20 protein-coding genes are annotated in these 21,148 nt (G+C 70.9%); 19 read left to right on the top strand and 1 reads right to left on the bottom strand.

Annotated features, from left to right (window positions below):
* Window positions 1-125 precede the first annotated feature (125 nt).
* The 9 genes from aroC to AB0L37_RS15740 all read left to right on the top strand — a co-directional run bounded on the left by aroC (window position 126) and on the right by AB0L37_RS15740 (window position 9,076).
* Complete coding sequence (gene aroC / locus AB0L37_RS15780) at window positions 126-1,310, top strand: chorismate synthase (protein ID WP_365504773.1); 1,185 nt, start codon at window positions 126-128, stop codon at window positions 1,308-1,310.
* The gene (locus tag AB0L37_RS15775) at window positions 1,307-1,825 is read left to right on the top strand and encodes a shikimate kinase (protein ID WP_365504771.1); all 519 of its coding nucleotides are present in this window, start codon (window positions 1,307-1,309) and stop codon (window positions 1,823-1,825) included. Before aroC ends, AB0L37_RS15775 begins: the two co-directional genes overlap by 4 nt.
* Window positions 1,822-2,913 carry a 3-dehydroquinate synthase gene (aroB, locus tag AB0L37_RS15770; protein ID WP_365504769.1) on the top strand — a complete coding sequence of 364 codons (1,092 nt, stop codon included), beginning with the start codon at window positions 1,822-1,824 and terminating at the stop codon, window positions 2,911-2,913. The genes AB0L37_RS15775 and aroB overlap by 4 nt, the downstream gene beginning before the upstream one ends.
* Before the next feature lie 134 nt (window positions 2,914-3,047).
* Entirely contained in the window at window positions 3,048-3,872 is an 825-nt protein-coding gene (locus AB0L37_RS15765; RefSeq protein WP_365504768.1) for a Pro-rich N-terminal domain-containing protein, read from the top strand.
* 85 nt (window positions 3,873-3,957) lie between these two features.
* Window positions 3,958-5,076, top strand: coding sequence for an aminopeptidase P family protein (locus AB0L37_RS15760; protein ID WP_365504767.1), 1,119 nt, complete (start codon window positions 3,958-3,960; stop codon window positions 5,074-5,076).
* Window positions 5,077-5,136: 60 nt separating this feature from the next.
* Window positions 5,137-5,703 (top strand): elongation factor P, encoded by a 567-nt coding sequence (gene efp / locus AB0L37_RS15755; protein ID WP_365504765.1) that lies wholly within the window; start codon window positions 5,137-5,139, stop codon window positions 5,701-5,703.
* A gap of 2 nt (window positions 5,704-5,705) precedes the next feature.
* Entirely contained in the window at window positions 5,706-6,140 is a 435-nt protein-coding gene (gene nusB, locus AB0L37_RS15750) for a transcription antitermination factor NusB (RefSeq protein WP_365504763.1), read from the top strand.
* A 111-nt stretch (window positions 6,141-6,251) separates the two neighbouring features.
* Window positions 6,252-7,634, top strand: a complete 1,383-nt coding sequence (locus tag AB0L37_RS15745) for an MFS transporter (RefSeq protein ID WP_365504761.1) — start codon at window positions 6,252-6,254, stop codon at window positions 7,632-7,634.
* Complete coding sequence (locus tag AB0L37_RS15740; RefSeq protein ID WP_365504759.1) at window positions 7,631-9,076, top strand: aspartate aminotransferase family protein; 1,446 nt, start codon at window positions 7,631-7,633, stop codon at window positions 9,074-9,076. Before AB0L37_RS15745 ends, AB0L37_RS15740 begins: the two co-directional genes overlap by 4 nt.
* A gap of 79 nt (window positions 9,077-9,155) precedes the next feature.
* Here the strand turns inward: AB0L37_RS15740 and bldD are convergent, their stop codons facing one another.
* Window positions 9,156-9,656 (bottom strand): transcriptional regulator BldD, encoded by a 501-nt coding sequence (bldD, locus tag AB0L37_RS15735; protein WP_338694408.1) that lies wholly within the window; start codon window positions 9,654-9,656, stop codon window positions 9,156-9,158.
* 243 nt (window positions 9,657-9,899) lie between these two features.
* Between bldD and pyrR the strand changes: the two genes are divergently transcribed.
* The 10 genes from pyrR to gmk all read left to right on the top strand — a co-directional run bounded on the left by pyrR (window position 9,900) and on the right by gmk (window position 21,128).
* Window positions 9,900-10,472, top strand: a complete 573-nt coding sequence (gene pyrR / locus AB0L37_RS15730; protein WP_365504756.1) for a bifunctional pyr operon transcriptional regulator/uracil phosphoribosyltransferase PyrR — start codon at window positions 9,900-9,902, stop codon at window positions 10,470-10,472.
* Window positions 10,473-10,571: 99 nt separating this feature from the next.
* On the top strand, window positions 10,572-11,561 hold the full coding sequence (locus AB0L37_RS15725) for an aspartate carbamoyltransferase catalytic subunit (RefSeq protein WP_365504754.1): 990 nt from the start codon (window positions 10,572-10,574) through the stop codon (window positions 11,559-11,561).
* A gap of 11 nt (window positions 11,562-11,572) precedes the next feature.
* Complete coding sequence (locus AB0L37_RS15720; RefSeq protein WP_365505087.1) at window positions 11,573-12,862, top strand: dihydroorotase; 1,290 nt, start codon at window positions 11,573-11,575, stop codon at window positions 12,860-12,862.
* The gene (locus AB0L37_RS15715) at window positions 12,859-13,431 is read left to right on the top strand and encodes a hypothetical protein (RefSeq protein ID WP_365504752.1); all 573 of its coding nucleotides are present in this window, start codon (window positions 12,859-12,861) and stop codon (window positions 13,429-13,431) included. Before AB0L37_RS15720 ends, AB0L37_RS15715 begins: the two co-directional genes overlap by 4 nt.
* Window positions 13,428-14,570, top strand: a complete 1,143-nt coding sequence (gene carA / locus AB0L37_RS15710; RefSeq protein ID WP_365504750.1) for a glutamine-hydrolyzing carbamoyl-phosphate synthase small subunit — start codon at window positions 13,428-13,430, stop codon at window positions 14,568-14,570. The genes AB0L37_RS15715 and carA overlap by 4 nt, the downstream gene beginning before the upstream one ends.
* Complete coding sequence (gene carB, locus AB0L37_RS15705) at window positions 14,563-17,871, top strand: carbamoyl-phosphate synthase large subunit (RefSeq protein WP_365504748.1); 3,309 nt, start codon at window positions 14,563-14,565, stop codon at window positions 17,869-17,871. Before carA ends, carB begins: the two co-directional genes overlap by 8 nt.
* A gap of 68 nt (window positions 17,872-17,939) precedes the next feature.
* Window positions 17,940-19,043 (top strand): quinone-dependent dihydroorotate dehydrogenase, encoded by a 1,104-nt coding sequence (locus AB0L37_RS15700; RefSeq protein WP_365505085.1) that lies wholly within the window; start codon window positions 17,940-17,942, stop codon window positions 19,041-19,043.
* Window positions 19,040-19,888, top strand: a complete 849-nt coding sequence (gene pyrF / locus AB0L37_RS15695) for an orotidine-5'-phosphate decarboxylase (RefSeq protein WP_365504746.1) — start codon at window positions 19,040-19,042, stop codon at window positions 19,886-19,888. Before AB0L37_RS15700 ends, pyrF begins: the two co-directional genes overlap by 4 nt.
* A gap of 297 nt (window positions 19,889-20,185) precedes the next feature.
* Window positions 20,186-20,509 (top strand): integration host factor, encoded by a 324-nt coding sequence (locus AB0L37_RS15690; protein WP_026246651.1) that lies wholly within the window; start codon window positions 20,186-20,188, stop codon window positions 20,507-20,509.
* 61 nt (window positions 20,510-20,570) lie between these two features.
* Entirely contained in the window at window positions 20,571-21,128 is a 558-nt protein-coding gene (gmk, locus tag AB0L37_RS15685) for a guanylate kinase (RefSeq protein ID WP_365504744.1), read from the top strand.
* Window positions 21,129-21,148 lie beyond the last annotated feature (20 nt).

Raw genomic sequence — 21,148 nt, 5'->3', positions numbered from 1 at the left:
CACATCGGACAGCGCGACGGCCCCGCGGCGCGGCATGGGAGGATCAGGGGATACACGGTGGGCCGGGCCGCGCACCCGTAGCCGCGCCCGCCGAGCCGTACAGAGCGCGAGCATGAGGAGCACCGTTGAGCAGGTTGCGCTGGCTGACCGCGGGGGAGTCGCACGGCCCCGCACTCGTCGCGACGCTGGAGGGACTTCCCGCCGGCGTTCCGATCACCACGGAGATGGTGGCGGACCACCTGGCCCGGCGGCGCCTCGGCTATGGCCGCGGAGCGCGGATGAAGTTCGAGCAGGACCAGGTCACCTTCCTGGGCGGCGTCCGGCACGGGCTGACCATGGGTTCGCCGGTCGCGGTCATGGTGGGCAACACCGAGTGGCCGAAGTGGGAGCAGGTCATGTCGGCCGACCCCGTCGACCCGGAGGTGCTCGCGGGCCTCGCGCGCAACGCGCCGCTGACCCGGCCCCGTCCCGGTCACGCCGATCTGGCGGGCATGCAGAAGTACGGGTTCGACGAGGCGCGGCCGGTCCTGGAGCGGGCCTCGGCGCGGGAGACGGCGGCGCGGGTGGCGCTCGGCGCGATCGCGCGGTCGTACCTGAAGGAGACGGCCGGGATCGAGATCGTCTCGCACGTCGTCGAGCTGTGTTCGGTGAAGGCGCCGCAGGGCGTGTACCCGACGCCGGCCGACGTGGAGAAGCTGGACGCGGACCCGCTGCGCTGCCTGGACGCGGACGCGTCGAAGCAGATGGTGGCCGAGGTCGACCAGGCCCACAAGGACGGCGACACCCTGGGCGGCGTCGTCGAGGTGCTCGCGTACGGCGTCCCGGTGGGGCTCGGCTCGCACGTGCACTGGGACCGCAAGCTGGACGCCCGTCTCGCCGGTGCGCTCATGGGCATCCAGGCCATCAAGGGCGTCGAGATCGGTGACGGCTTCGAGCTGGCCCGCGTGCCGGGGTCGAAGGCGCACGACGAGATCGTGAACACCCCCGAGGGCATCCGCCGCGTCTCCGGGCGCGCGGGCGGTACCGAGGGCGGGCTCACCACCGGTGAGCTGCTGCGCGTGCGCGCCGCGATGAAGCCGATCGCGACCGTGCCGCGCGCGCTGAAGACGGTGGACGTGACCACGGGTGAGGCGGCGCAGGCGCACCACCAGCGCTCGGACGTCTCCGCGGTGCCGGCCGCCGGCATCGTCGCCGAGGCGATGGTCGCCCTCGTCCTCGCGGACGCGGTCGCCGAGAAGTTCGGGGGCGACAGCGTGCCGGAGACCCGGCGCAACGTCACCTCGTACCTCGAGAACCTGCAGATCCGGTGAGCGGCGGACCCCAGGTCGTCCTCGTGGGCCCGATGGGCGTGGGCAAGTCGACCGTGGGCGAACTGCTCGCGGAGCGGCTCGGCTGCGCCTTCCGGGACACCGACGGCGACATCGTGGCCGCCCAGGGCCGGGCCATCGCGGACATCTTCGTCGACGAGGGCGAGGCGCACTTCCGTGCGCTGGAGAAGGCCGCGGTGGCGGCCGCCGTCGCCGAGCACGACGGCGTCCTCGCGCTCGGCGGCGGCGCGATCCTCGACGCCGGTACCCGTGAGCTGCTCGCCGGGCAGCACGTCGTCTATCTGTCGATGGATGTCGAGGAGGCGGCCAAGCGGACCGGCCTGAACGCGGCCCGCCCCCTCCTCGCCGTCAACCCCCGTAAGCAGTGGCGGGAGTTGATGGAGGCGCGTCGGCATCTGTACACCGAGGTCGCATCGGTGGTCGTGGCCACCGACGACCGCACCCCCGACGAGGTCGCCCAAGCCGTCCTCGACGCACTGGAGTTGAAGCAGGCATGAGCGAGAACGTCACGCGCATCCACGTCGGCGGCACCGCGGGCACCGACCCGTACGAGGTCCTGGTGGGGCGTCAACTCCTGGGTGAACTCGGCTCGTTGATCGGCGACAAGGCCAAGCGGGTCGCCGTCGTCCACCCCGAGGCGCTCGCCGAGACCGGTGAGGCGCTCCGCGCGGACCTCGCCGACCAGGGCTACGAGGCCGTCGCCATCCAGATCCCGAACGCCGAGGAGGCCAAGACCGCCGAGGTCGCCGCCTACTGCTGGAAGGCGCTCGGACAGTCCAACTTCACGCGCTCCGACGTCATCGTCGGTGTCGGCGGCGGCGCCAGCACGGACCTCGCCGGGTTCGTCGCGGCGACCTGGCTGCGCGGCGTGCGCTGGATCGCCATCCCCACCACCGTGCTCGCCATGGTGGACGCGGCCGTCGGCGGGAAGACCGGCATCAACACCGCCGAGGGCAAGAACCTCGTCGGCGCCTTCCATCCGCCGGCCGGCGTGCTCTGCGACCTGGCCGCCCTCGACTCGCTGCCGGTCAACGACTACGTGTCCGGTCTCGCCGAGATCATCAAGGCCGGATTCATCGCCGACCCGAGGATCCTCGAACTCATCGAGGAGGACCCGCAGGCGGCCCGCACGCCCGCGGGCCCGCACACCGCCGAGCTGATCGAGCGGTCCATCAAGGTCAAGGCCGAGGTCGTCTCCGGCGACCTCAAGGAAGCCGGGCTGCGCGAGATCCTCAACTACGGGCACACCCTCGCCCACGCCATCGAGAAGAACGAGCGCTACAAGTGGCGCCACGGCGCCGCCGTCTCCGTCGGCATGCACTTCGCCGCCGAACTCGGCCGCCTGGCAGGCCGGTTGGACGACGCGACCGCCGACCGGCACCGCACCGTCCTGGAGTCGGTCGGGCTGCCCCTGTCGTACCGCTACGACCAGTGGCCCAAGCTCCTGGAGACCATGAAGGTCGACAAGAAGTCGCGCGGCGACCTGCTGCGCTTCATCGTCCTCGACGGCCTCGGCAAGCCGACCGTCCTGGAGGGCCCCGACCCGGCCGTCCTGCTCGCCGCGTACGGCGAAGTGGCCGAATAGCACTGCTCGTTCAGCTACGGGCACTTTGCGGCCGCCCCGGCCGTTCACACAACGTCGGCCGGGGACGGTACCGTTCGGTAGCGCCCTGTTCGTCGGCGCCCCAGCGACGGATGTACGAGACGGAGTGGCACCGGATGCAGCACGCAGTGGGGTCTCCGCTGCCACCGCCCCATCGGCCCGGGCACGGCCCCGGCGCCCCGTGGACCGCGGCGCACCAGGCGCAGCAGCCTCCCGGCGCCCCGGGTTTCAACGGCACACCGCACCACCCCCCGGTCCCGCCGCACGCCCACCCGCACCCGGCGCCCCCGGCCCGGGACACCACGGGCCACGTCCAGCTCCCGCCCGGCGGCCCCGTCGCCGTGCCGAGCCCGCCGCTCGCGCAGGCCCCCGCCGACCCGACGGCGACCACCCTCGCCGTGCTGCTCATCGGCCCCGCCGGAGCAGGCAAGACGAGCGTCGCCAAGTTCTGGGCCGACCGCCGCCGTGTCCCGACGGCCCACATCAGCCTCGACGACGTACGCGAATGGGTCCGCTCGGGGTTCGCCGACCCGCAGACGGGGTGGAACGACAACAGCGAGGCGCAGTACCGTCTCGCCCGCCGCACCTGCGGCTTCGCCGCCCGGAACTTCCTGGCGAACGGCATCTCCTGCATCCTCGACGACGCCGTCTTCCCCGACCGGCCCGTGGTCGGGCTCGGGGGCTGGAAGCGGCACGTGGGACCCGGGCTGCTGCCGGTCGTACTGCTGCCCGGCCTCGAAGTCGTCCTCGAGCGCAACGCACAGCGCAGCGGCAACCGCCGCCTCACCGACGAGGAAGTCGCTCGTATCCACGGCCGCATGGCGGGCTGGTACGGCTCGGGGCTGCCCATCATCGACAACTCGGGCCTCGACGTGCCCGGCACCGCCCAGGTCCTCGACGAGGTCCTCGCCCGGGCCATCGCCAGTCCGCCCCAGTGGTGACCACACCCCGGGAGACGAAGGCACCGCCGCCCGTCCGGACGCGCTGAACCGGCCGGTTGCCCCGCCCGCTCGTACGCTCGGCCTCATGTCAGAGGAGTACGCGGCCCGACGGGACCGGCTGAGAGAGCGCGCGACGGCGGGTGGCAGTGCGGCCGCCCTCGTGTCGCGGCCCGCCAACGTCCGCTATCTCGCCGGTGCGGCTCCGCACGGCGCGGTCCTGCTGCTCGGCCGGGAGACCGGCGGCAGCGGCGATGTACTGCTGTGCGCGCGCCCGCCCAGCGGCCAGACCGACGAGGGCCGGGCCGACGAGGAGCTGCGGGTGCAGCTGCTCGCCGGGTCCGCCGGTGACCCGGCCGTCGCCGCGGCCGACGTGGCCGCGGCCCAGGGCATCGACTCGCTCGCCGTCGAGGAGCACCATCTGACGGTGGCCCGGCATCGCGCGCTCGGCTCCGTCGCGCCGCGGCTGCGCCTCACCGACCTGAACAACGCCGTCGAGCAGCTGAGGCTCGTCAAGGACGAGGACGAGATCTCGTGTCTGCGGATCGCGGCCGAGATCGCCGACCAGGCCCTGGGCGAACTCCTGGAGTCGATCCTCGTCGGCCGTACCGAGCGGCATCTCGCCCTGGAGCTGGAACGTCGACTTGTCGACCACGGCGCGGACGGGCCCGCCTTCCCGACGTCCGTGGGGACGGGACCGAACTCCGGGCGGTCCGCGCACCGGCCCAGCGACCGCCGCGTCGAGGAAGGCGACTTCCTGTCCGTCTGCCTGGGCGCCACGTACCGCGGATACCGCTGCGAGATCGGCCGCACCTTCGTCATCGGGACCTCGCCCGCCGGCTGGCAGATCGAGCTGTACGACCTCGTCTTCGCAGCTCAGCGGGCCGGTCGTGAGGCCCTGGCGCCCGGCGCGGAGTGCCGCGAGGTGGACCGGGCCGCCCGTCACGTACTGGACTCCGCGGGGTACGGTGACGGTCTGCCACAGCTCACCGGGCACGGGGTGGGACTCGAAATCGACGAGGACCCGCAGTTGGCCCCCGCCGCCATGGGTAAACTTGACGCTTGTGTGCCGGTCACCGTCGAACCGGGGGTCCACCTCCCGGGCCGGGGCGGCGTCCGGATCGATGACACGCTCGTCGTCCGCCCCGAGGCGGACGGCGGACCCGAGCTACTCACCATCACGACCAAGGAGCTGCTCGCGCTCTAGCCTTCGGGCTGCTCGCGTGCCCCCGGGGTCGTCCACGTCAGTCCAGGAGATTCCGCAACCGTGGCTTCCACGAACGACCTCAAGAACGGCCTGGTGCTCAAGCTCGAAGGCGGCCAGCTCTGGTCCGTCGTCGAGTTCCAGCACGTCAAGCCCGGCAAGGGCCCGGCCTTCGTGCGCACCAAGCTGAAGAACGTGCTCTCCGGCAAGGTCGTCGACAAGACGTTCAACGCCGGCGTCAAGGTCGAGACGGCCACGATCGACAAGCGCGACATGCAGTTCTCGTACATGGACGGCGATTACTTCGTCTTCATGGACATGGAGACCTACGACCAGCTGCACGTCGACAAGAAGGCTGTCGGTGACGCCGCCAACTTCCTGATCGAGGGCTTCAACGCCTCCGTGGCGCAGCACGAGGGCGAGGTGCTCTTCGTCGAGCTGCCGGCCGCCGTCGAGCTCGTCATCCAGGAGACCGAGCCGGGCGTCCAGGGCGACCGCTCCACCGGCGGCACCAAGCCGGCCACCCTGGAGACCGGCCACCAGATCCAGGTCCCGCTCTTCATCACCACGGGCGAGAAGATCAAGGTCGACACCCGTGACAGCAGCTACCTCGGCCGGGTGAACAGCTAACCGTGGCTGCCCGTAATACGGCCCGCAAGCGCGCCTTCCAGATCCTCTTCGAGGCCGACCAGCGCGGCGAGTCCGTCGACGTCGTCCTCGCGGACTGGATCCGGCATTCCCGCAGCGACACGCGGCAGCCGCCCGTCAGCGAGTACACGATGGAGCTCGTCGAGGGGTACGCCGGCAAGGCGCGCCGCATCGACGACCTCATCTCGCAGTACGCCGTCGGGTGGACCCTCGACCGGATGCCGGTCGTGGACCGCAACATCGTGCGGATCGGCGCCTATGAGCTGATCTGGGTCGACGGGACCCCGGACGCCGTGGTGATCGACGAGGCCGTCTCGCTGGCCAAGGAGTTCTCCACCGACGATTCTCCGGCGTTCATCAACGGACTTCTGGCCCGCTTCAAGGACCTGAAGCCCTCGCTGCGCCGCGACGAGGCCTGAGCCTCCCGCCCACCAGCACCTTCGCACCACCTCGCAGGCCCGAGGCAGAACTTGAACAATGTTCTGCTTCGGGCCTGGTGCGTTCCCGGGGATCTTCACTAAGTTCTGGCCATGTCCCCAACAGGTCTCCCGGCGCGGGTGCGGATCGGCTACGGCCTCGGCTCCTTCGCCACCGGCACCTTCGGCACCGTCCCCGGCCTGCTGCTGCTCTACTACCTCACCGACGTCCTCGGGGTGGGCGCGGGCGTCGCGGGTCTGCTCGTGTTCCTGCCCAAGGCGTGGGACGTGCTGCTCAACCCGTGGATAGGCAGCCTCTCCGACCGCAGCACCCGGACCCGCCTCGGCCCGCGCCGCTCCTGGATGCTGCTCGGGGCGCTCACCCTGCCGCTCTGCTTCGCCGCCATGTTCGCGGCGCCCGCCGGCCTCGACGGCGGCCCCGCCGCCGCGTACGTCGCCGTCCTCTTCCTGCTCACGGCCTCCGCGTACGCCTGCTTCCAGGTGCCGTACGTGGCCCTGCCCGCGGAACTCACCGCCGATCCGGACGAGCGCGCCCGCGTCATGTCCTGGCGGGTGGCCTTCCTGGGGCTGGCGATCCTGCTCTCCGGTGCGCTCGCGCCGCTGCTCGCCGGGGCCGGCTCCGGCGCCGACGACCGGGGGAGCGCGGGCGGCTACCGGCTGATGGGCGTGGTCATCGGCGCCGTGCTCGCGCTCGGCATGTGCGCCGCCGTCGTCGCGACGGCCGGGGCGAAGAGCGTCGTACGGACCACGAGCGAGCCGAGTCTGCGGGCCCAGCTGCGCGCCGCCCGCGGCAACGCGCCCTTCGCCTGGCTGCTCGGCGCCTTCGTCGTGCAGGCCGCCGCGACCGGCCTGATGCTCGCGGGCACCCAGTACTTCGCCACGTACATCCTCGACCGGCCGTCCGCCACGACCTGGCTGTTCGCCTGCCTCATCGTCCCGTCGCTGCTCGCGATGCCGCTCTGGCTCGCCGTCGGGCGCCGCACGGGCAAGCGGAACGCGGCCGTCGGAGCCTCCCTGTGCTTCCTGGCCGGGGCGCTGGGCGCGGCGGCGGGCCGGGAGCTGCCGCCCGCGCTCGTGTACGTCGCCGTGGCCCTGGCCGGTGTCGGGTACGCGGGCATGCAGATGCTGCCGATGGCGATGCTGGGCGACGCGATCGCCGCCGACGCCTACCGGAGCGGACGGCGCAGGGCCGGTGTCTTCACCGGGCTGTGGACCGCGGGCGAGACGCTCGGCCTCGCCCTCGGGCCCGGCCTGTTCGGGCTCGTGCTCGCCCTCGGCGACTTCGTGTCCTCCGACGCCGACGAGCGGGTCGCCCAGCCCGAATCGGCGCTCACCGCGATCGTCGTGGGCTTCGGCGCCCTGCCTGCGCTGCTGCTGGTCCTGAGCATTCCGCTGCTGGCCCGCTACCGCCTCACCGAGGCCGAACTGGTCGGGCTGCGCCACGAGTTCACCGAGCGAGACGAGGAATCCGTATGACGAGCGACGACCCGATCCTCCAGCGCCTGGCCGCCCTGCGCGAGGGCGATCTGCCGGTGCGCGGCGGACGCACCATGGCCTACGTGTACGACTCCGGGCTCGACGGACTCGAAGAGCTGGCGAGCGCCGCACAGGCCGCCTTCGCCGGGGTCAACGGACTCGACATGACCGCGTTCCCGAGCGTGGTGGAGCTGGAGAACGACCTGGTGCGGCGGGCGACCGCGCTCCTCGGCGGCACCGCGGGGACCTTCACCAGCGGCGGCACCGAGAGCTGCCTCCTCGCGGTCCTGACGGCCCGTCAGCATGCGCGCGGGGTAGGCGGCGTGAGCGAACCCGAGCTGGTCCTGCCCGAGACCGCGCACGCCGCGTTCCACAAGGCCGCCGAACTCTTCGGCCTGCGGGTCGTGTCCGTGCCCGTGGACCCCGCCACCTTCAAGGCCGACCCCGAGGCCATGGCCGCGGCGATCACCGACCGCACCGCGCTCGTCGTGGTCTCCGCGCCCTCGTACGCGCACGGCGTCATCGACCCGGTGCGGGAGGTGGCGGCCGAGGCGGCGCGGCGCGGGGTGCTCTGCCATGTCGACGCGTGCATCGGGGGCTGGTATCTCGGCCATCTGCGGATGAGCGGCGAGGCTTTTGCCCAGGACGCGCCGGAGATACCGGAGTTCGACCTGTCCGTCCCCGGTGTCACCTCCCTCTCCGTGGACCTCCACAAGTACGGCTACACCGCGAAAGGCGCCTCGCTCCTGCTCTTCCGGGACGGCGAGCTGCGCCGCCACGGCTGGTTCGCGCACGCTTCCTGGCCGGGATACCCCGTCGTCAACTCCACGCTCCAGGGCACCAAGTCGGCCGGACCGCTCGCGGCGGCCTGGGCCGTCACGGAGCGCGTCGGCTCCGAGGGTTACGCGGCGCTGTCGACGCGCGTACACCGGGCGACCCGCGCGCTCGCCGAGGGTGTCCGGCGGATCGAGGGACTTCGGCTGCTCGCCGACCCCGGGGCGTCACTGCTCGCGGTCGCCTCGGACGACCCTGATCTGGACGTCTTCGTCGTGGCGGACGAGATGCGGGGGAGCGGCTGGTATCTGCAACCGCAGCCCGCGTTCGGCGCGTCCCCGGCCAACCTGCATCTGACGGTGACCGCGGCCGTCGCCGGCGAGGAGGCCGTACGGCTGCTGCTCGACGAGCTGGAGAAGGCCGTGGGGCGGGCGCGTGCGGCCGGGCCCGTGCGCGTCGACCCGGCGATCGTGGAGGTCGCGGCCGGGCTCGACCCGGAGGCGCTGACCCCGGAAGAGGTCGAGGTGGCGCTTGCCCTCGCCGGTGTCGGCGAGGGCGGCCGGCTGCCGGAGCGGATGGCGCCGGTGCTCGCCGTCCTCCAGGCGCTGCCACCGCGGCTGAGCGAACGGCTGTTGCCCGAGGTCATCGGGCGGCTCTACCGGGTCTGACGCGACACGGGAACGCCCAAGGGGCGGAGCCGTACGGCTCCGCCCCTTGGGGTGTGACGTTTCTGCGCTGGGTGCTCGCTCAGACCTCTTCGTGCGCCACCGCGCGCCGCGCGTCCGCGTCGAGGACGCCCCAGCTGATCAGCTGCTCGGTCAGCACCGAGGGCGACTGGTCGTAGATGACCGCGAGGGTGCGCAGGTCGTCCTGGCGGATGGAGAGCACCTTGCCGTTGTAGTCACCGCGCTGCGACTGGATCGTCGCGGCGTAGCGCTGCAGCGGGCCCGCCTTCTCCGGCGGCACGTGGGCCAGGCGCTCCAGGTCGAGCACGAGCTTCGGCGGCGGCTCGGCGGCGCCGCCCGGGGTGGTGCCCGGCAGCAGCTCCTGCACCGGCACTCCGTAGAAGTCCGCCAGCTCGGCGAGGCGCTGCACGGTCACGGCACGGTCGCCGCGCTCGTACGACCCGACCACGACCGCCTTCCAGCGTCCCTGGGACTTCTCCTCGACGCCGTGGAGGGAAAGGCCCTGCTGGGTGCGGATCGCACGGAGCTTCGCCCCGAGCTGTTTGGCGTATTCGCTGGACATATAGCTCCCCGGACACTGCATCACTGTGCGGCTCCGCCGCGTGGCTGGTAACTCACTGTGAGGTTACGCAGCGTTACTTGGCCGCGTCAAGCCGAATGGTCCGTACCGACCATCTCCCGAAACCGGCGTTCTCGCACCTTCAGGGGGGTGATCAGCGATGTTGGGGGCCTGGTAACCTGGGTGGCGCAATTCCGACGTCCTTTAAGGTCCGTCCCGTGAGGCGGAGAAGGGGGTCCGTTTCTTATGGACACGCAGAATTCCGAGGCCAGGTCCGTTCTCGAAGGACCTGACATCGCACGGGTACTGACCCGTATCGCCCACGAGATCGTCGAGCGCGCCAAGGGCGCCGAGGACGTGGTTCTCCTGGGCATTCCCACGCGCGGCGTCTTCCTCGCCCGCCGGCTGGCCGAGAAGCTCGAAGAGATCACCGGCCGCGCCATCCCCGTCGGCTCGCTCGACATCACGATGTACCGCGACGACCTGCGCATGCACCCGCCGCGCGCGCTCGCCCGCACCGAGATCCCGGGTGACGGCATCGACGGCCGCCTCGTCGTCCTCGTCGACGACGTGCTCTTCTCCGGCCGCACCATCCGCGCCGCGCTCGACGCCCTGAACGACATCGGGCGCCCGCGCGCCGTGCAGCTCGCGGTCCTCGTCGACCGCGGCCACCGCGAACTTCCCATCCGTGCCGACTACGTCGGCAAGAACCTCCCCACGTCGCTGCGGGAGACGGTCAAGGTCCAGCTCGCCGAGGAGGACGGCCGCGACGCCGTGCTGCTCGGTGCCAAGCCGGACGCCAAGGCAGCCGAGCAGTAGCACTCCCGCGCCGCAGGCCTCGCGCCGTGCGGTCCGCAGGTGTGCCCTCGCGCGCCCAATTGCCCCGAAATCTCCTGAACTTCCTTACGGAGCACTCCGATGATGCGACACCTCATCTCGGCCGCCGACCTCACCCGCGACGACGCCGTACTCATCCTCGACACCGCCGAGGAGATGGCCCGCGTCGCCGACCGGCCCATCAAGAAGCTGCCCGCGCTGCGCGGGCGGACCATCTGCAACCTCTTCTTCGAGGACTCGACGCGGACCCGGATCTCCTTCGAGGCCGCCGAGAAGCGCCTGTCCGCCGACGTCATCAACTTCGCCGCCAAGGGCTCCAGCGTCTCCAAGGGCGAGTCCCTGAAGGACACCGCGCAGACCCTGGAGGCGATGGGCGTCGACGCCGTCGTCATCCGGCACGGCGCGTCCGGCGCCCCGTACCGCCTCGCGACCTCCGGCTGGATCGACGCCCCCGTCATCAACGCCGGTGACGGCACCCACCAGCACCCCACGCAGGCGCTGCTCGACGCCTTCACCATGCGCCGCCGCCTCGTCGGCCGGGACGCCGGGATCGGCAAGGGCCTCGACGGCAAGCGCGTCACGATCGTCGGCGACGTCCTGCACAGCCGCGTCGCCCGCTCCAACGTGGACCTGCTGCACACGCTCGGCGCCGAGGTCACCCTCGTCGCGCCGCCGACGCTGGTGCCGGTCGGCGTCGAGTCCTGGCCGTGCGAGGTCTCGTACGACCTCGACTCCACGCTCACCAAGTCCGACGCCGTGATGATGCTCCGGGTGCAGCGCGAGCGGATGAACGCCGCGTTCTTCCCCACCGAGCGCGAGTACTCGCGCCGCTACGGCCTCGACGGCGACCGCATGGCGAAGATGCCGGAGCACGCCATCGTCATGCACCCGGGCCCGATGGTCCGCGGCATGGAGATCACCGCCGAGGTCGCCGACTCCGAGCGCTGCACGGTCATCGAGCAGGTCGCCAACGGCGTCCACACCCGGATGGCCGTCCTCTATCTGCTTCTGGGCGGCAACGAGCCCGCCGTCAGCCACACCCGCCCCACCGGTTCCGAGGAGAGCAAGTAGTCATGAGCGAGCTGAAGAAGACGCTGATCCGTGGAGCGAAGGTCCTGGGCGGCGAGTCGCAGGACGTGGTGATCGACGGCGGCGTCATCACCGAGATCGGGCCCCAGCTGTGGAGCGACGGCATCCGCGTCGTCGTCGAGGCCACGGGCAAGATCCTCCTGCCGGGCCTGGTCGACCTCCACACCCACCTGCGCGAGCCCGGCCGCGAGGACTCCGAGACCGTCCTCACCGGCACGCAGGCCGCCGCCTCCGGTGGCTACACCAACGTGTTCGCCATGGCCAACACCTTCCCCGTCGCCGACACCGCCGGCGTCGTCGAGCAGGTCTACCGGCTCGGTCAGGAGCACGGCTACTGCGACGTGCAGCCCATCGGCGCCGTCACCGTCGGCCTCGAAGGGCAGAAGCTCGCCGAGCTCGGCGCCATGCACGAGTCCGCCGCCGGTGTCACGGTCTTCTCCGACGACGGCAAGTGCGTCCACGACGCCGTGATCATGCGCCGCGCGCTGGAGTACGTGAAGGCTTTTGGTGGTGTGGTCGCGCAGCACGCTCAGGAGCCCCGCCTCACCGAGGGCGCCCAGATGAACGAGGGGACCGTCTCCGCCGAGCTGGGCCTGGGCGGCTGGCCGGCCGTCGCCGAGGAGTCGATCATCGCCCGCGACGTGCTGCTCGCCGAGCACGTGGGCTCGCGGGTCCACATCTGCCACCTGTCGACCGCCGGGTCGGTGGAGATCGTGCGCTGGGCCAAGTCCCGCGGCATCGACGTCACCGCCGAGGTCACCCCGCACCACCTGCTCCTCACCGACGAGCTGGTCCGCTCGTACAACCCGGTCTACAAGGTGAACCCGCCGCTGCGCACCGAGAAGGACGTCATGGCGCTGCGCGAGGCGCTCGCCGACGGCACGATCGACATCGTCGCCACCGACCACGCCCCGCACCCGCACGAGGACAAGGACTGCGAGTGGGCCGCCGCCGCCATGGGCATGGTGGGCCTGGAGACCGCGCTCAGCGTGGTCCAGCAGACGATGGTCGAGACGGGCCTGCTCGACTGGGCCGGCGTCGCCGACCGGATGTCCTTCAAGCCCGCCGCGATCGGCCAGGCCAAGGGCCATGGACGCCCCATCTCGGTAGGTGAGCCTGCCAACCTCGTCCTCGTCGACGCCGACTACCGTGGAGCCGTTGACCCCGCGGGCTTCGCCTCCCGCAGCCGCAACACCCCGTACGAGGGCCGTGAGCTGCCGGGGCGCGTCACCCACACCTGGCTGCGGGGCAAGGCCACCCTCGCCGACGGGAAGCTCGCGTGACCTCACTGCTGTACCTCGCCGCCGAACAGAAGTCGGCGGACGTGACGGACTGGCCCGACCGGATCGGCTGGATCGTCGGACTGCTGCTCTTCATCGCCCTCGTCTACTGGCTGATGCGTCAGGGCTGGAAGTGGCGCGGCACGCTCCAGGGCGACCTGCCGCCGCTGCCCAGCGCGCCGGACGAGCGCGGCCCGGCGAAACTTGAGCTGAGCGGCCGGTACCACGGCTCCACCACCGCGGGGCAGTGGCTCGACCGCATCGTGGCGCACGGCCTCGGTACCCGCAGCCGCGTCGAGCTGACGCTGACGGACGCGGGACTCGACGTCGTACGCCCCGCAGCGGCCGACTTCTTCATCCCGCTGGCCGCGGTGCGCGAGGCCCGGCTCGACAAGGGCATCGCCGGCAAGGTCCTCACGGAGGGCGGTCTGCTGATCGTCACCTGGGAGCACGGGGACAAGCTGATCGACTCCGGGTTCCGCTCCGACCACGCCGCCGAGCAGGCCGACTGGGTCACCGCCATCAACGACATGATCAACACGACCATCACGACGGAAGGCACCGCACGATGACCACCTCCACCAGGGGAGCCACGAAGGTTCCCGCCGTTCTCGTCCTGGAGGACGGCCGGGTGTTCCGCGGCCGCGCCTACGGGGCCGTGGGGGAGACCTTCGGCGAGGCCGTGTTCTCCACCGGCATGACCGGCTACCAGGAGACCCTCACCGACCCGTCGTACGACCGCCAGATCGTGGTCGCCACCGCCCCGCAGATCGGCAACACGGGCTGGAACGACGAGGACGACGAGTCGAGCCGCATCTGGGTCTCCGGCTACGTCGTGCGCGACCCCGCCCGCATCCCCTCGAACTGGCGCGCCGAGCGTTCGCTCGACGACGAGCTGGTCGCCCAGAACATCGTGGGCATCAGCGGCATCGACACCCGCGCGCTCACCCGCCACCTGCGCGAGCGCGGCTCCATGCGCTCCGGCATCTTCTCCGGCGAGACGCTGCCCTCGGAGGCCGACCTGGTCGCCAAGGTCCAGGCGCAGCCGCAGATGAAGGGCGCGTCGCTGTACGAGGAGGTCGCCACCAAGGAGGCCTACGTCGTCCCCGCGGTCGGCACCAAGAAGTTCACCGTCGCCGCGATCGACCTCGGCATCAAGGGCATGACCCCGCACCGCATGGCCGAGCGCGGCATCGAGGTGCACGTGCTCCCCGCGACGGCGACCGAGGACGACGTCTACGCCGTCAACCCCGACGGCGTCTTCTTCTCCAACGGCCCGGGCGACCCGGCCACCGCCGAGGGCCCGGTCGCGCTGATGACCGCCGTCCTGGCGCGCAGGACGCCGCTGTTCGGCATCTGCTTCGGCAACCAGATCCTCGGCCGCGCCCTCGGCTTCGGCACGTACAAGCTGAAGTACGGCCACCGCGGCATCAACCAGCCGGTGCAGGACCGCACCACCGGCAAGGTCGAGGTCACCGCGCACAACCACGGCTTCGCCGTCGACGCGCCCCTCGACAAGGTGAGCGAGACCCCCTTCGGCCGCGCCGAGGTCTCCCACGTCTGCCTGAACGACCAGGTCGTCGAAGGCCTCCAGCTGCTCGACCAGCCGGCCTTCTCCGTCCAGTACCACCCGGAGGCGGCGGCAGGTCCGCACGACGCCGCCTACCTGTTCGACCGTTTCGTCTCCCTGATGGAGGGCCAGCGTGCCTAAGCGCTCCGATATCCAGTCCGTCCTGGTCATCGGCTCGGGCCCGATCGTCATCGGCCAGGCCGCCGAGTTCGACTACTCCGGCACCCAGGCGTGCCGGGTCCTGAAGTCCGAGGGCCTGCGGGTCATCCTCGTGAACTCCAACCCGGCGACGATCATGACCGACCCCGAGATCGCCGACGCCACGTACGTGGAGCCGATCACCCCCGAGTTCGTCGAGAAGATCATCGCGAAGGAGCGCCCCGACGCGCTGCTCCCGACCCTCGGTGGTCAGACGGCCCTCAACACGGCCATCTCCATGCACGAGCAGGGCGTCCTCGAGAAGTACGGCGTCGAGCTCATCGGCGCCAACGTCGAGGCGATCAACAAGGGCGAGGACCGCGACCTCTTCAAGGGCGTCGTGGAGGAGGTCCGCAAGAAGATCGGGCACGGCGAGTCCGCCCGCTCGGTCATCTGCCACTCCATGGACGACGTGCTCAAGGGCGTCGACACGCTCGGCGGTTACCCCGTCGTCGTCCGCCCCTCCTTCACCATGGGCGGCGCCGGTTCCGGCTTCGCGCACGACGAGGAGGAGCTGCGCCGCATCGCCGGTCAGGGCCTGACGCTCTCCCCGACCACCGAGGTGCTCCTTGAGGAGTCCATCCTCGGCTGGAAGGAGTACGAGCTGGAGCTGATGCGCGACAAGGCCGACAACGTCGTGGTCGTCTGCTCCATCGAGAACTTCGACCCGATGGGCGTGCACACCGGCGACTCGATCACCGTCGCGCCCTCGATGACGCTGACCGACCGCGAGTACCAGCGGCTGCGCGACATCGGCATCGCGATCATCCGCGAGGTCGGTGTCGACACCGGCGGCTGCAACATCCAGTTCGCGATCAACCCCGATGACGGCCGCATCATCGTCATCGAGATGAACCCGCGCGTGTCGCGCTCCTCGGCCCTCGCGTCGAAGGCCACCGGCTTCCCGATCGCGAAGATCGCCGCGAAGCTGGCCGTCGGCTACACGCTCGACGAGATCCCGAACGACATCACCGAGAAGACGCCGGCCTCCTTCGAGCCGACGCTCGACTACGTGGTCGTGAAGGCCCCGCGCTTCGCGTTCGAGAAGTTCCCGTCCGCGGACTCCACGCTGACCACGACCATGAAGTCGGTCGGCGAGGCCATGGCGATCGGCCGCAACTTCACCGAGGCGTTCCAGAAGGCGCTGCGCTCCCTGGAGAAGAAGGGCTCGCAGTTCACCTTCGTCGGCGAGACCGGCGACAAGAAGGAACTCCTGGAGGCCTCGGTCCGCCCGACCGACGGCCGGATCAACACCGTCATGGAGGCGATCCGGGCCGGTGCCACGCCGCAGGAGATCTTCGACTACACGAAGATCGACCCGTGGTTCGTGGACCAGCTCTTCCTGATCAAGGAGACCGCCGACGAGCTCGCGCAGGCCCCCGAGCTGACGCGCGAGCTGATCGCGGAGGCCAAGCGCCACGGCTTCTCCGACCAGCAGATCGCCGAGATCCGCGGTCTGCGCGAGGACGTCGTGCGCGAGGTCCGGCACGCCCTCGGTGTCCGCCCGGTCTACAAGACGGTCGACACCTGCGCCGCCGAGTTCGCCGCCAAGACGCCGTACTTCTACTCCTCGTACGACGAGGAGACCGAGGTCGCTTCCCGGACCAAGCCCGCGGTGATCATCCTGGGCTCGGGCCCGAACCGCATCGGCCAGGGCATCGAGTTCGACTACTCCTGCGTCCACGCTTCCTTCGCGCTCAGCGACGCGGGCTACGAGACCGTGATGGTCAACTGCAACCCGGAGACGGTCTCCACGGACTACGACACGTCCGACCGCCTCTACTTCGAGCCGCTGACGCTGGAAGACGTCCTGGAGATCGTGCACGCCGAGTCCCTCGCGGGCCCGATCGCCGGTGTCGTCGTCCAGCTCGGCGGGCAGACCCCGCTGGGCCTGGCGCAGGCGCTCAAGGACAACGGCGTCCCGGTCGTGGGCACCCCGCCCGAGGCGATCCACGCCGCCGAGGACCGCGGCGCCTTCGGCCGCGTCCTCGCCGAGGCCGGCCTCCCGGCCCCGAAGCACGGCACCGCCACCACGTTCGCGGAAGCGAAGGCGATCGCCGACGAGATCGGCTACCCGGTCCTCGTCCGCCCGTCCTACGTGCTCGGCGGCCGCGGCATGGAGATCGTCTACGACGAGACCCGCCTGTCCTCGTACATCGAGGAGTCCACCGAGATCAGCCCGTCCCGCCCGGTCCTCGTCGACCGCTTCCTGGACGACGCGATCGAGATCGACGTGGACGCCCTGTACGACGGCGAGGAGCTCTACCTCGGCGGCGTCATGGAGCACATCGAGGAGGCCGGCATCCACTCCGGCGACTCGGCGTGCGCCCTGCCCCCGATCACGCTCGGCGGCTTCGACATCAAGCGGCTGCGCGCCTCCACCGAGGCCATCGCCAAGGGCGTCGGCGTCCGCGGCCTGATCAACATCCAGTTCGCGATGGCGGGTGACATCCTCTACGTCCTGGAGGCCAACCCGCGCGCCTCGCGCACCGTCCCCTTCACCTCGAAGGCGACCGCGGTGCCGCTCGCGAAGGCCGCCGCCCGCATCTCGCTGGGCGCCACCGTCGCCGAGCTGCGCGCCGAGGGCCTGCTCCCGAAGACCGGCGACGGCGGCACCCTGCCGCTGGACGCGCCGATCTCCGTCAAGGAGGCCGTCATGCCGTGGTCGCGCTTCCGCGACATCCACGGCCGCGGCGTCGACACGGTCCTCGGCCCGGAGATGCGCTCCACCGGCGAGGTCATGGGCATCGACTCCGTCTTCGGCACGGCGTACGCCAAGTCGCAGGCGGGTGCCTACGGGCCGCTGCCCACCAAGGGCCGCGCGTTCATCTCCGTCGCCAACCGCGACAAGCGCTCGATGATCTTCCCGGCGCGCGAGCTGGTCGCCCACGGCTTCGAGCTGCTCGCCACGTCCGGCACGGCCGAGGTGCTCAAGCGCAACGGCATCAACGCCACCATCGTGCGCAAGCAGTCCGAGGGCGAGGGGCCCAACGGCGAGAAGACGATCGTCCAGCTGATCCACGACGGCGGCGTCGACCTCATCGTCAACACCCCGTACGGCACCGGCGGCCGTCTCGACGGCTACGAGATCCGCACGGCGGCGGTCGCCCGCTCCGTGCCCTGCCTGACCACGGTCCAGGCCCTCGCGGCCGCCGTCCAGGGCATCGACGCCCTCAACCACGGTGACGTGGGCGTGCGTTCACTGCAGGAACACGCGGAACACCTGACCGCGGCCCGCGACTAGCAACCCACGAGGGGGACATCGGAAACGGTGTCCCCCTCTTCATGAGGCTCATCAAGAGGGCACCCACCATGTACAAGCTGTTCTTCAACCTCGTCTTCAAGCGCATGGACCCCGAGAAGGCCCACTACCTGGCCTTCCGCTGGATCCGCCTCGCGGCCCGCACCCCCGTCCTGCGCACCTTCGTGGCGGCCGCTCTCGCGCCGCGCTACAAGGAGCTGCGTACCGAAGCCCTCGGTCTCCGTATGCACGGTCCCTTCGGCCTCGCCGCCGGCTTCGACAAGAACGCCATCGCGATCGACGGCATGGCCATGCTCGGCTTCGACCACATCGAGATCGGCACCGTCACGGGCGAGGCCCAGCCGGGCAACCCCAAGAAGCGCCTGTTCCGCCTCGTCCCGGACCGCGCGCTCATCAACCGCATGGGCTTCAACAACGAGGGCTCGCTGGCCGTCGCGGCCCGGCTGGCCTCCCGCAACCCCGTCTTCAGGACCACGGTCGGCGTCAACATCGGCAAGACCAAGGTCGTGCCGGAGGCGGACGCCGCCGCGGACTACGTGAAGTCCACCGAGCGCCTCGCCGCCTTCGCCGACTACCTCGTCGTGAACGTGTCGTCCCCGAACACCCCTGGCCTGCGCAACCTCCAGGCCACGGAGGCGCTGCGCCCGCTCCTGACCGCCGTGCGTGAGGCCGCCGACCGCACCGTGCGCTCCCGCCGCGTCCCGCTCCTGGTGAAGATCGCGCCCGACCTGGCCGACGAGGACGTCGACGCGGTCGCCGACCTCGCCGTCGAGCTGGGCCTGGACGGCATCATCGCCACGAACACGACGATCTCCCGCGAGGGCCTGACGACCCGGGGCGACGTCGTGAACGAGACGGGCGGCCTGTCCGGGGCTCCCCTCAAGGAACGCTCCCTGGAGGTCCTCAGGCGCCTCTACGCGCGCGTGGGCGACCGGATCACCCTCGTGGGTGTCGGCGGCATCGAGAACGCCGAGGACGCCTGGCAGCGCATCCTCGCCGGCGCGACCCTCATCCAGGGCTACTCGGCCTTCATCTACGAGGGCCCGTGCTACGCCCGCGCGATCCACAAGGGCCTCGCCGCCCGCCTCCGTACGAGCCCGTACGCCACCCTCGCCGACGCGGTCGGCGCCGATGTGAAGAAGGTGTCCGCATGACCGTCCTCGAACCCTTCGGTGCCCGCCTGCGCCGTGTCATGGACGAGCGCGGCCCGCTCTGCGTCGGCATCGACCCGCACGCCGCCCTGCTCTCCTCCTGGGGCCTGAACGACGACATCGCGGGCCTGGAGTCCTTCACGCGCACGACCGTCGAGGCGCTGGCCGACACGGTCGCCGTGGTCAAGCCGCAGATCGCGTTCTTCGAGCGGTTCGGCTCGCGCGGCATCGCCGTCCTGGAGAAGGCCGTCGCGGACCTGCGCGCCGCGGGCACCCTCGTCGTCATGGACGCCAAGCGCGGCGACATCGGCTCGACCATGGCCGCGTACGCGGAGACCTTCCTGCACAAGGACTCCCCGCTGTTCTCGGACGCCCTGACGGTCTCCCCGTACCTCGGCTACGGGTCGCTGAAGCCCGCCGTCGATCTCGCGCGCGAGTCGGGCGCGGGCCTCTTCGTGCTCGCCCTCACCTCCAACCCCGAGGGCGGCGAGGTCCAGCACGCGGTGCGCGCCGACGGCCGCGACGTCGGCGCGACGATGCTCGCGCACCTCGCCGAGGAGAACGCAGGCCAGACCCCGATGGGCTCCTTCGGCGCCGTCGTGGGTGCCACGCTCGGGGACCTGTCCTCGTACGAGCTCGACATCAACGGTCCGCTGCTCGCGCCCGGCATCGGGGCACAGGGTGCGACGGCCGCCGATCTCCCGACGGTGTTCGGCGCCGCCGCGCGCAACGTCGTACCGAACGTGAGCCGTGGCGTCCTCAAGGCGGGTCCCTCGGTGGACGCCCTGCGCGACGCCGCCGTCCGGTTCGCCGACGAGGTGCGGGAAGCGGTCGCGGGGGTCCGCTGAGCGGACTTCGGGGGTGACATGAGGTCGGCGCGGGGGTGGCACTCCGTGCCGACCTTTGGCCAGGCGTCCGAATCCTGACCGATTTACCGGTCGATTTGTCCGAAATGTATAGCTCGACAGAGGCTGACCAGGACTTTTCCTCTGTTCTCGCTGACTCAGACGGCCTTGGCCGCTAGTCTCCGACGAGAGCGAAGGGCCAGCGCGGGCAATCGCGTTGCTCGTTGCTCCCCAGGTGTGGGGCGACTAGGTTCCTCACCGGTCCGTATCCGACAGTTCGACATCCGAGGTGACGTAGGCGTGGCTCTTCCGCCCCTTACCCCTGAACAGCGCGCAGCCGCGCTCGAAAAGGCCGCCGCGGCTCGCCGGGAGCGGGCCGAGGTCAAGAATCGACTCAAGCACTCCGGCGCCTCCCTTCACGAGGTCATCAAGCAGGGCCAGGAGAACGATGTCATCGGCAAGATGAAGGTCTCCGCCCTGCTCGAGTCCCTGCCGGGCGTGGGCAAGGTCCGCGCCAAGCAGATCATGGAGCGTCTCGGGATCTCCGAATCCCGCCGGGTGCGCGGTCTCGGTTCCAACCAGATCGCCTCCCTGGAGCGCGAGTTCGGCAGCACCGGCGCCTGAGTGACCGCGGCCGGTCGCGAGACTGGTCCGGGCACTCCGGAACAACTGGAATAATCGCTGCATGAGTGAACGTCCGCGGCTGACCGTGCTCTCCGGCCCCTCTGGAGTCGGCAAGAGCACGGTCGTCGCTCATATGCGCAAGGAACACCCCGAGGTATGGCTCTCGGTGTCGGCGACGACTCGCAAGCCGCGCCCCGGCGAGAAGCACGGTGTCCAGTACTTCTTCGTCACCGACGACGAGATGGACAAGCTGATCGCCAACGGTGAGCTCCTCGAGTGGGCCGAGTTCGCGGGGAACCGCTACGGCACCCCGCGGCGTGCCGTGCTCGACCGCCTCGAAGCGGGTGAGCCGGTGCTCCTCGAGATCGACCTCCAGGGCGCCCGCCTGGTCCGGGAGTCGATGCCCGAGGCGCAGCTGGTCTTCCTCGCCCCGCCGAGCTGGGACGAGCTGGTCCGCCGGCTCACCGGGCGCGGCACCGAGGCACCGGAGGTCATCGAGCGCCGGCTCGAGGCCGCGAAGGTGGAGCTGGCGGCCGAGTCCGAGTTCGACACGACCCTGGTCAACACCTCCGTCGAGGACGTGGCGCGTGAGCTGCTAGCCTTGATGAAAGTTCTTTGATCTTTACCCCTGTCGGGGCC

The organism is Streptomyces sp. NPDC052225 (genome assembly GCF_040679615.1).
In the GTDB taxonomy this organism is placed as follows: Bacteria; Actinomycetota; Actinomycetes; order Streptomycetales; family Streptomycetaceae; genus Streptomyces.
The sequence above is the reverse complement of the archived record's forward strand: the minus strand, read 5'-3'. Positions and strand labels throughout refer to the sequence as shown.

Coding starts and splice junctions, on each gene's coding strand:
- carA (WP_365504750.1), top strand. CDS start 13,428: ATGACCACCTCCACCAGGGGAGCCACGAAGGTTCCCGCCGTTCTCGTC.
- AB0L37_RS15740 (WP_365504759.1), top strand. CDS start 7,631: ATGACGAGCGACGACCCGATCCTCCAGCGCCTGGCCGCCCTGCGCGAG.
- AB0L37_RS15745 (WP_365504761.1), top strand. CDS start 6,252: ATGTCCCCAACAGGTCTCCCGGCGCGGGTGCGGATCGGCTACGGCCTC.
- pyrR (WP_365504756.1), top strand. CDS start 9,900: ATGGACACGCAGAATTCCGAGGCCAGGTCCGTTCTCGAAGGACCTGAC.
- AB0L37_RS15725 (WP_365504754.1), top strand. CDS start 10,572: ATGATGCGACACCTCATCTCGGCCGCCGACCTCACCCGCGACGACGCC.
- AB0L37_RS15765 (WP_365504768.1), top strand. CDS start 3,048: ATGCAGCACGCAGTGGGGTCTCCGCTGCCACCGCCCCATCGGCCCGGG.
- AB0L37_RS15760 (WP_365504767.1), top strand. CDS start 3,958: ATGTCAGAGGAGTACGCGGCCCGACGGGACCGGCTGAGAGAGCGCGCG.
- pyrF (WP_365504746.1), top strand. CDS start 19,040: ATGACCGTCCTCGAACCCTTCGGTGCCCGCCTGCGCCGTGTCATGGAC.
- AB0L37_RS15700 (WP_365505085.1), top strand. CDS start 17,940: ATGTACAAGCTGTTCTTCAACCTCGTCTTCAAGCGCATGGACCCCGAG.
- gmk (WP_365504744.1), top strand. CDS start 20,571: ATGAGTGAACGTCCGCGGCTGACCGTGCTCTCCGGCCCCTCTGGAGTC.
- bldD (WP_338694408.1), bottom strand. CDS start 9,656: ATGTCCAGCGAATACGCCAAACAGCTCGGGGCGAAGCTCCGTGCGATC.
- aroB (WP_365504769.1), top strand. CDS start 1,822: ATGAGCGAGAACGTCACGCGCATCCACGTCGGCGGCACCGCGGGCACC.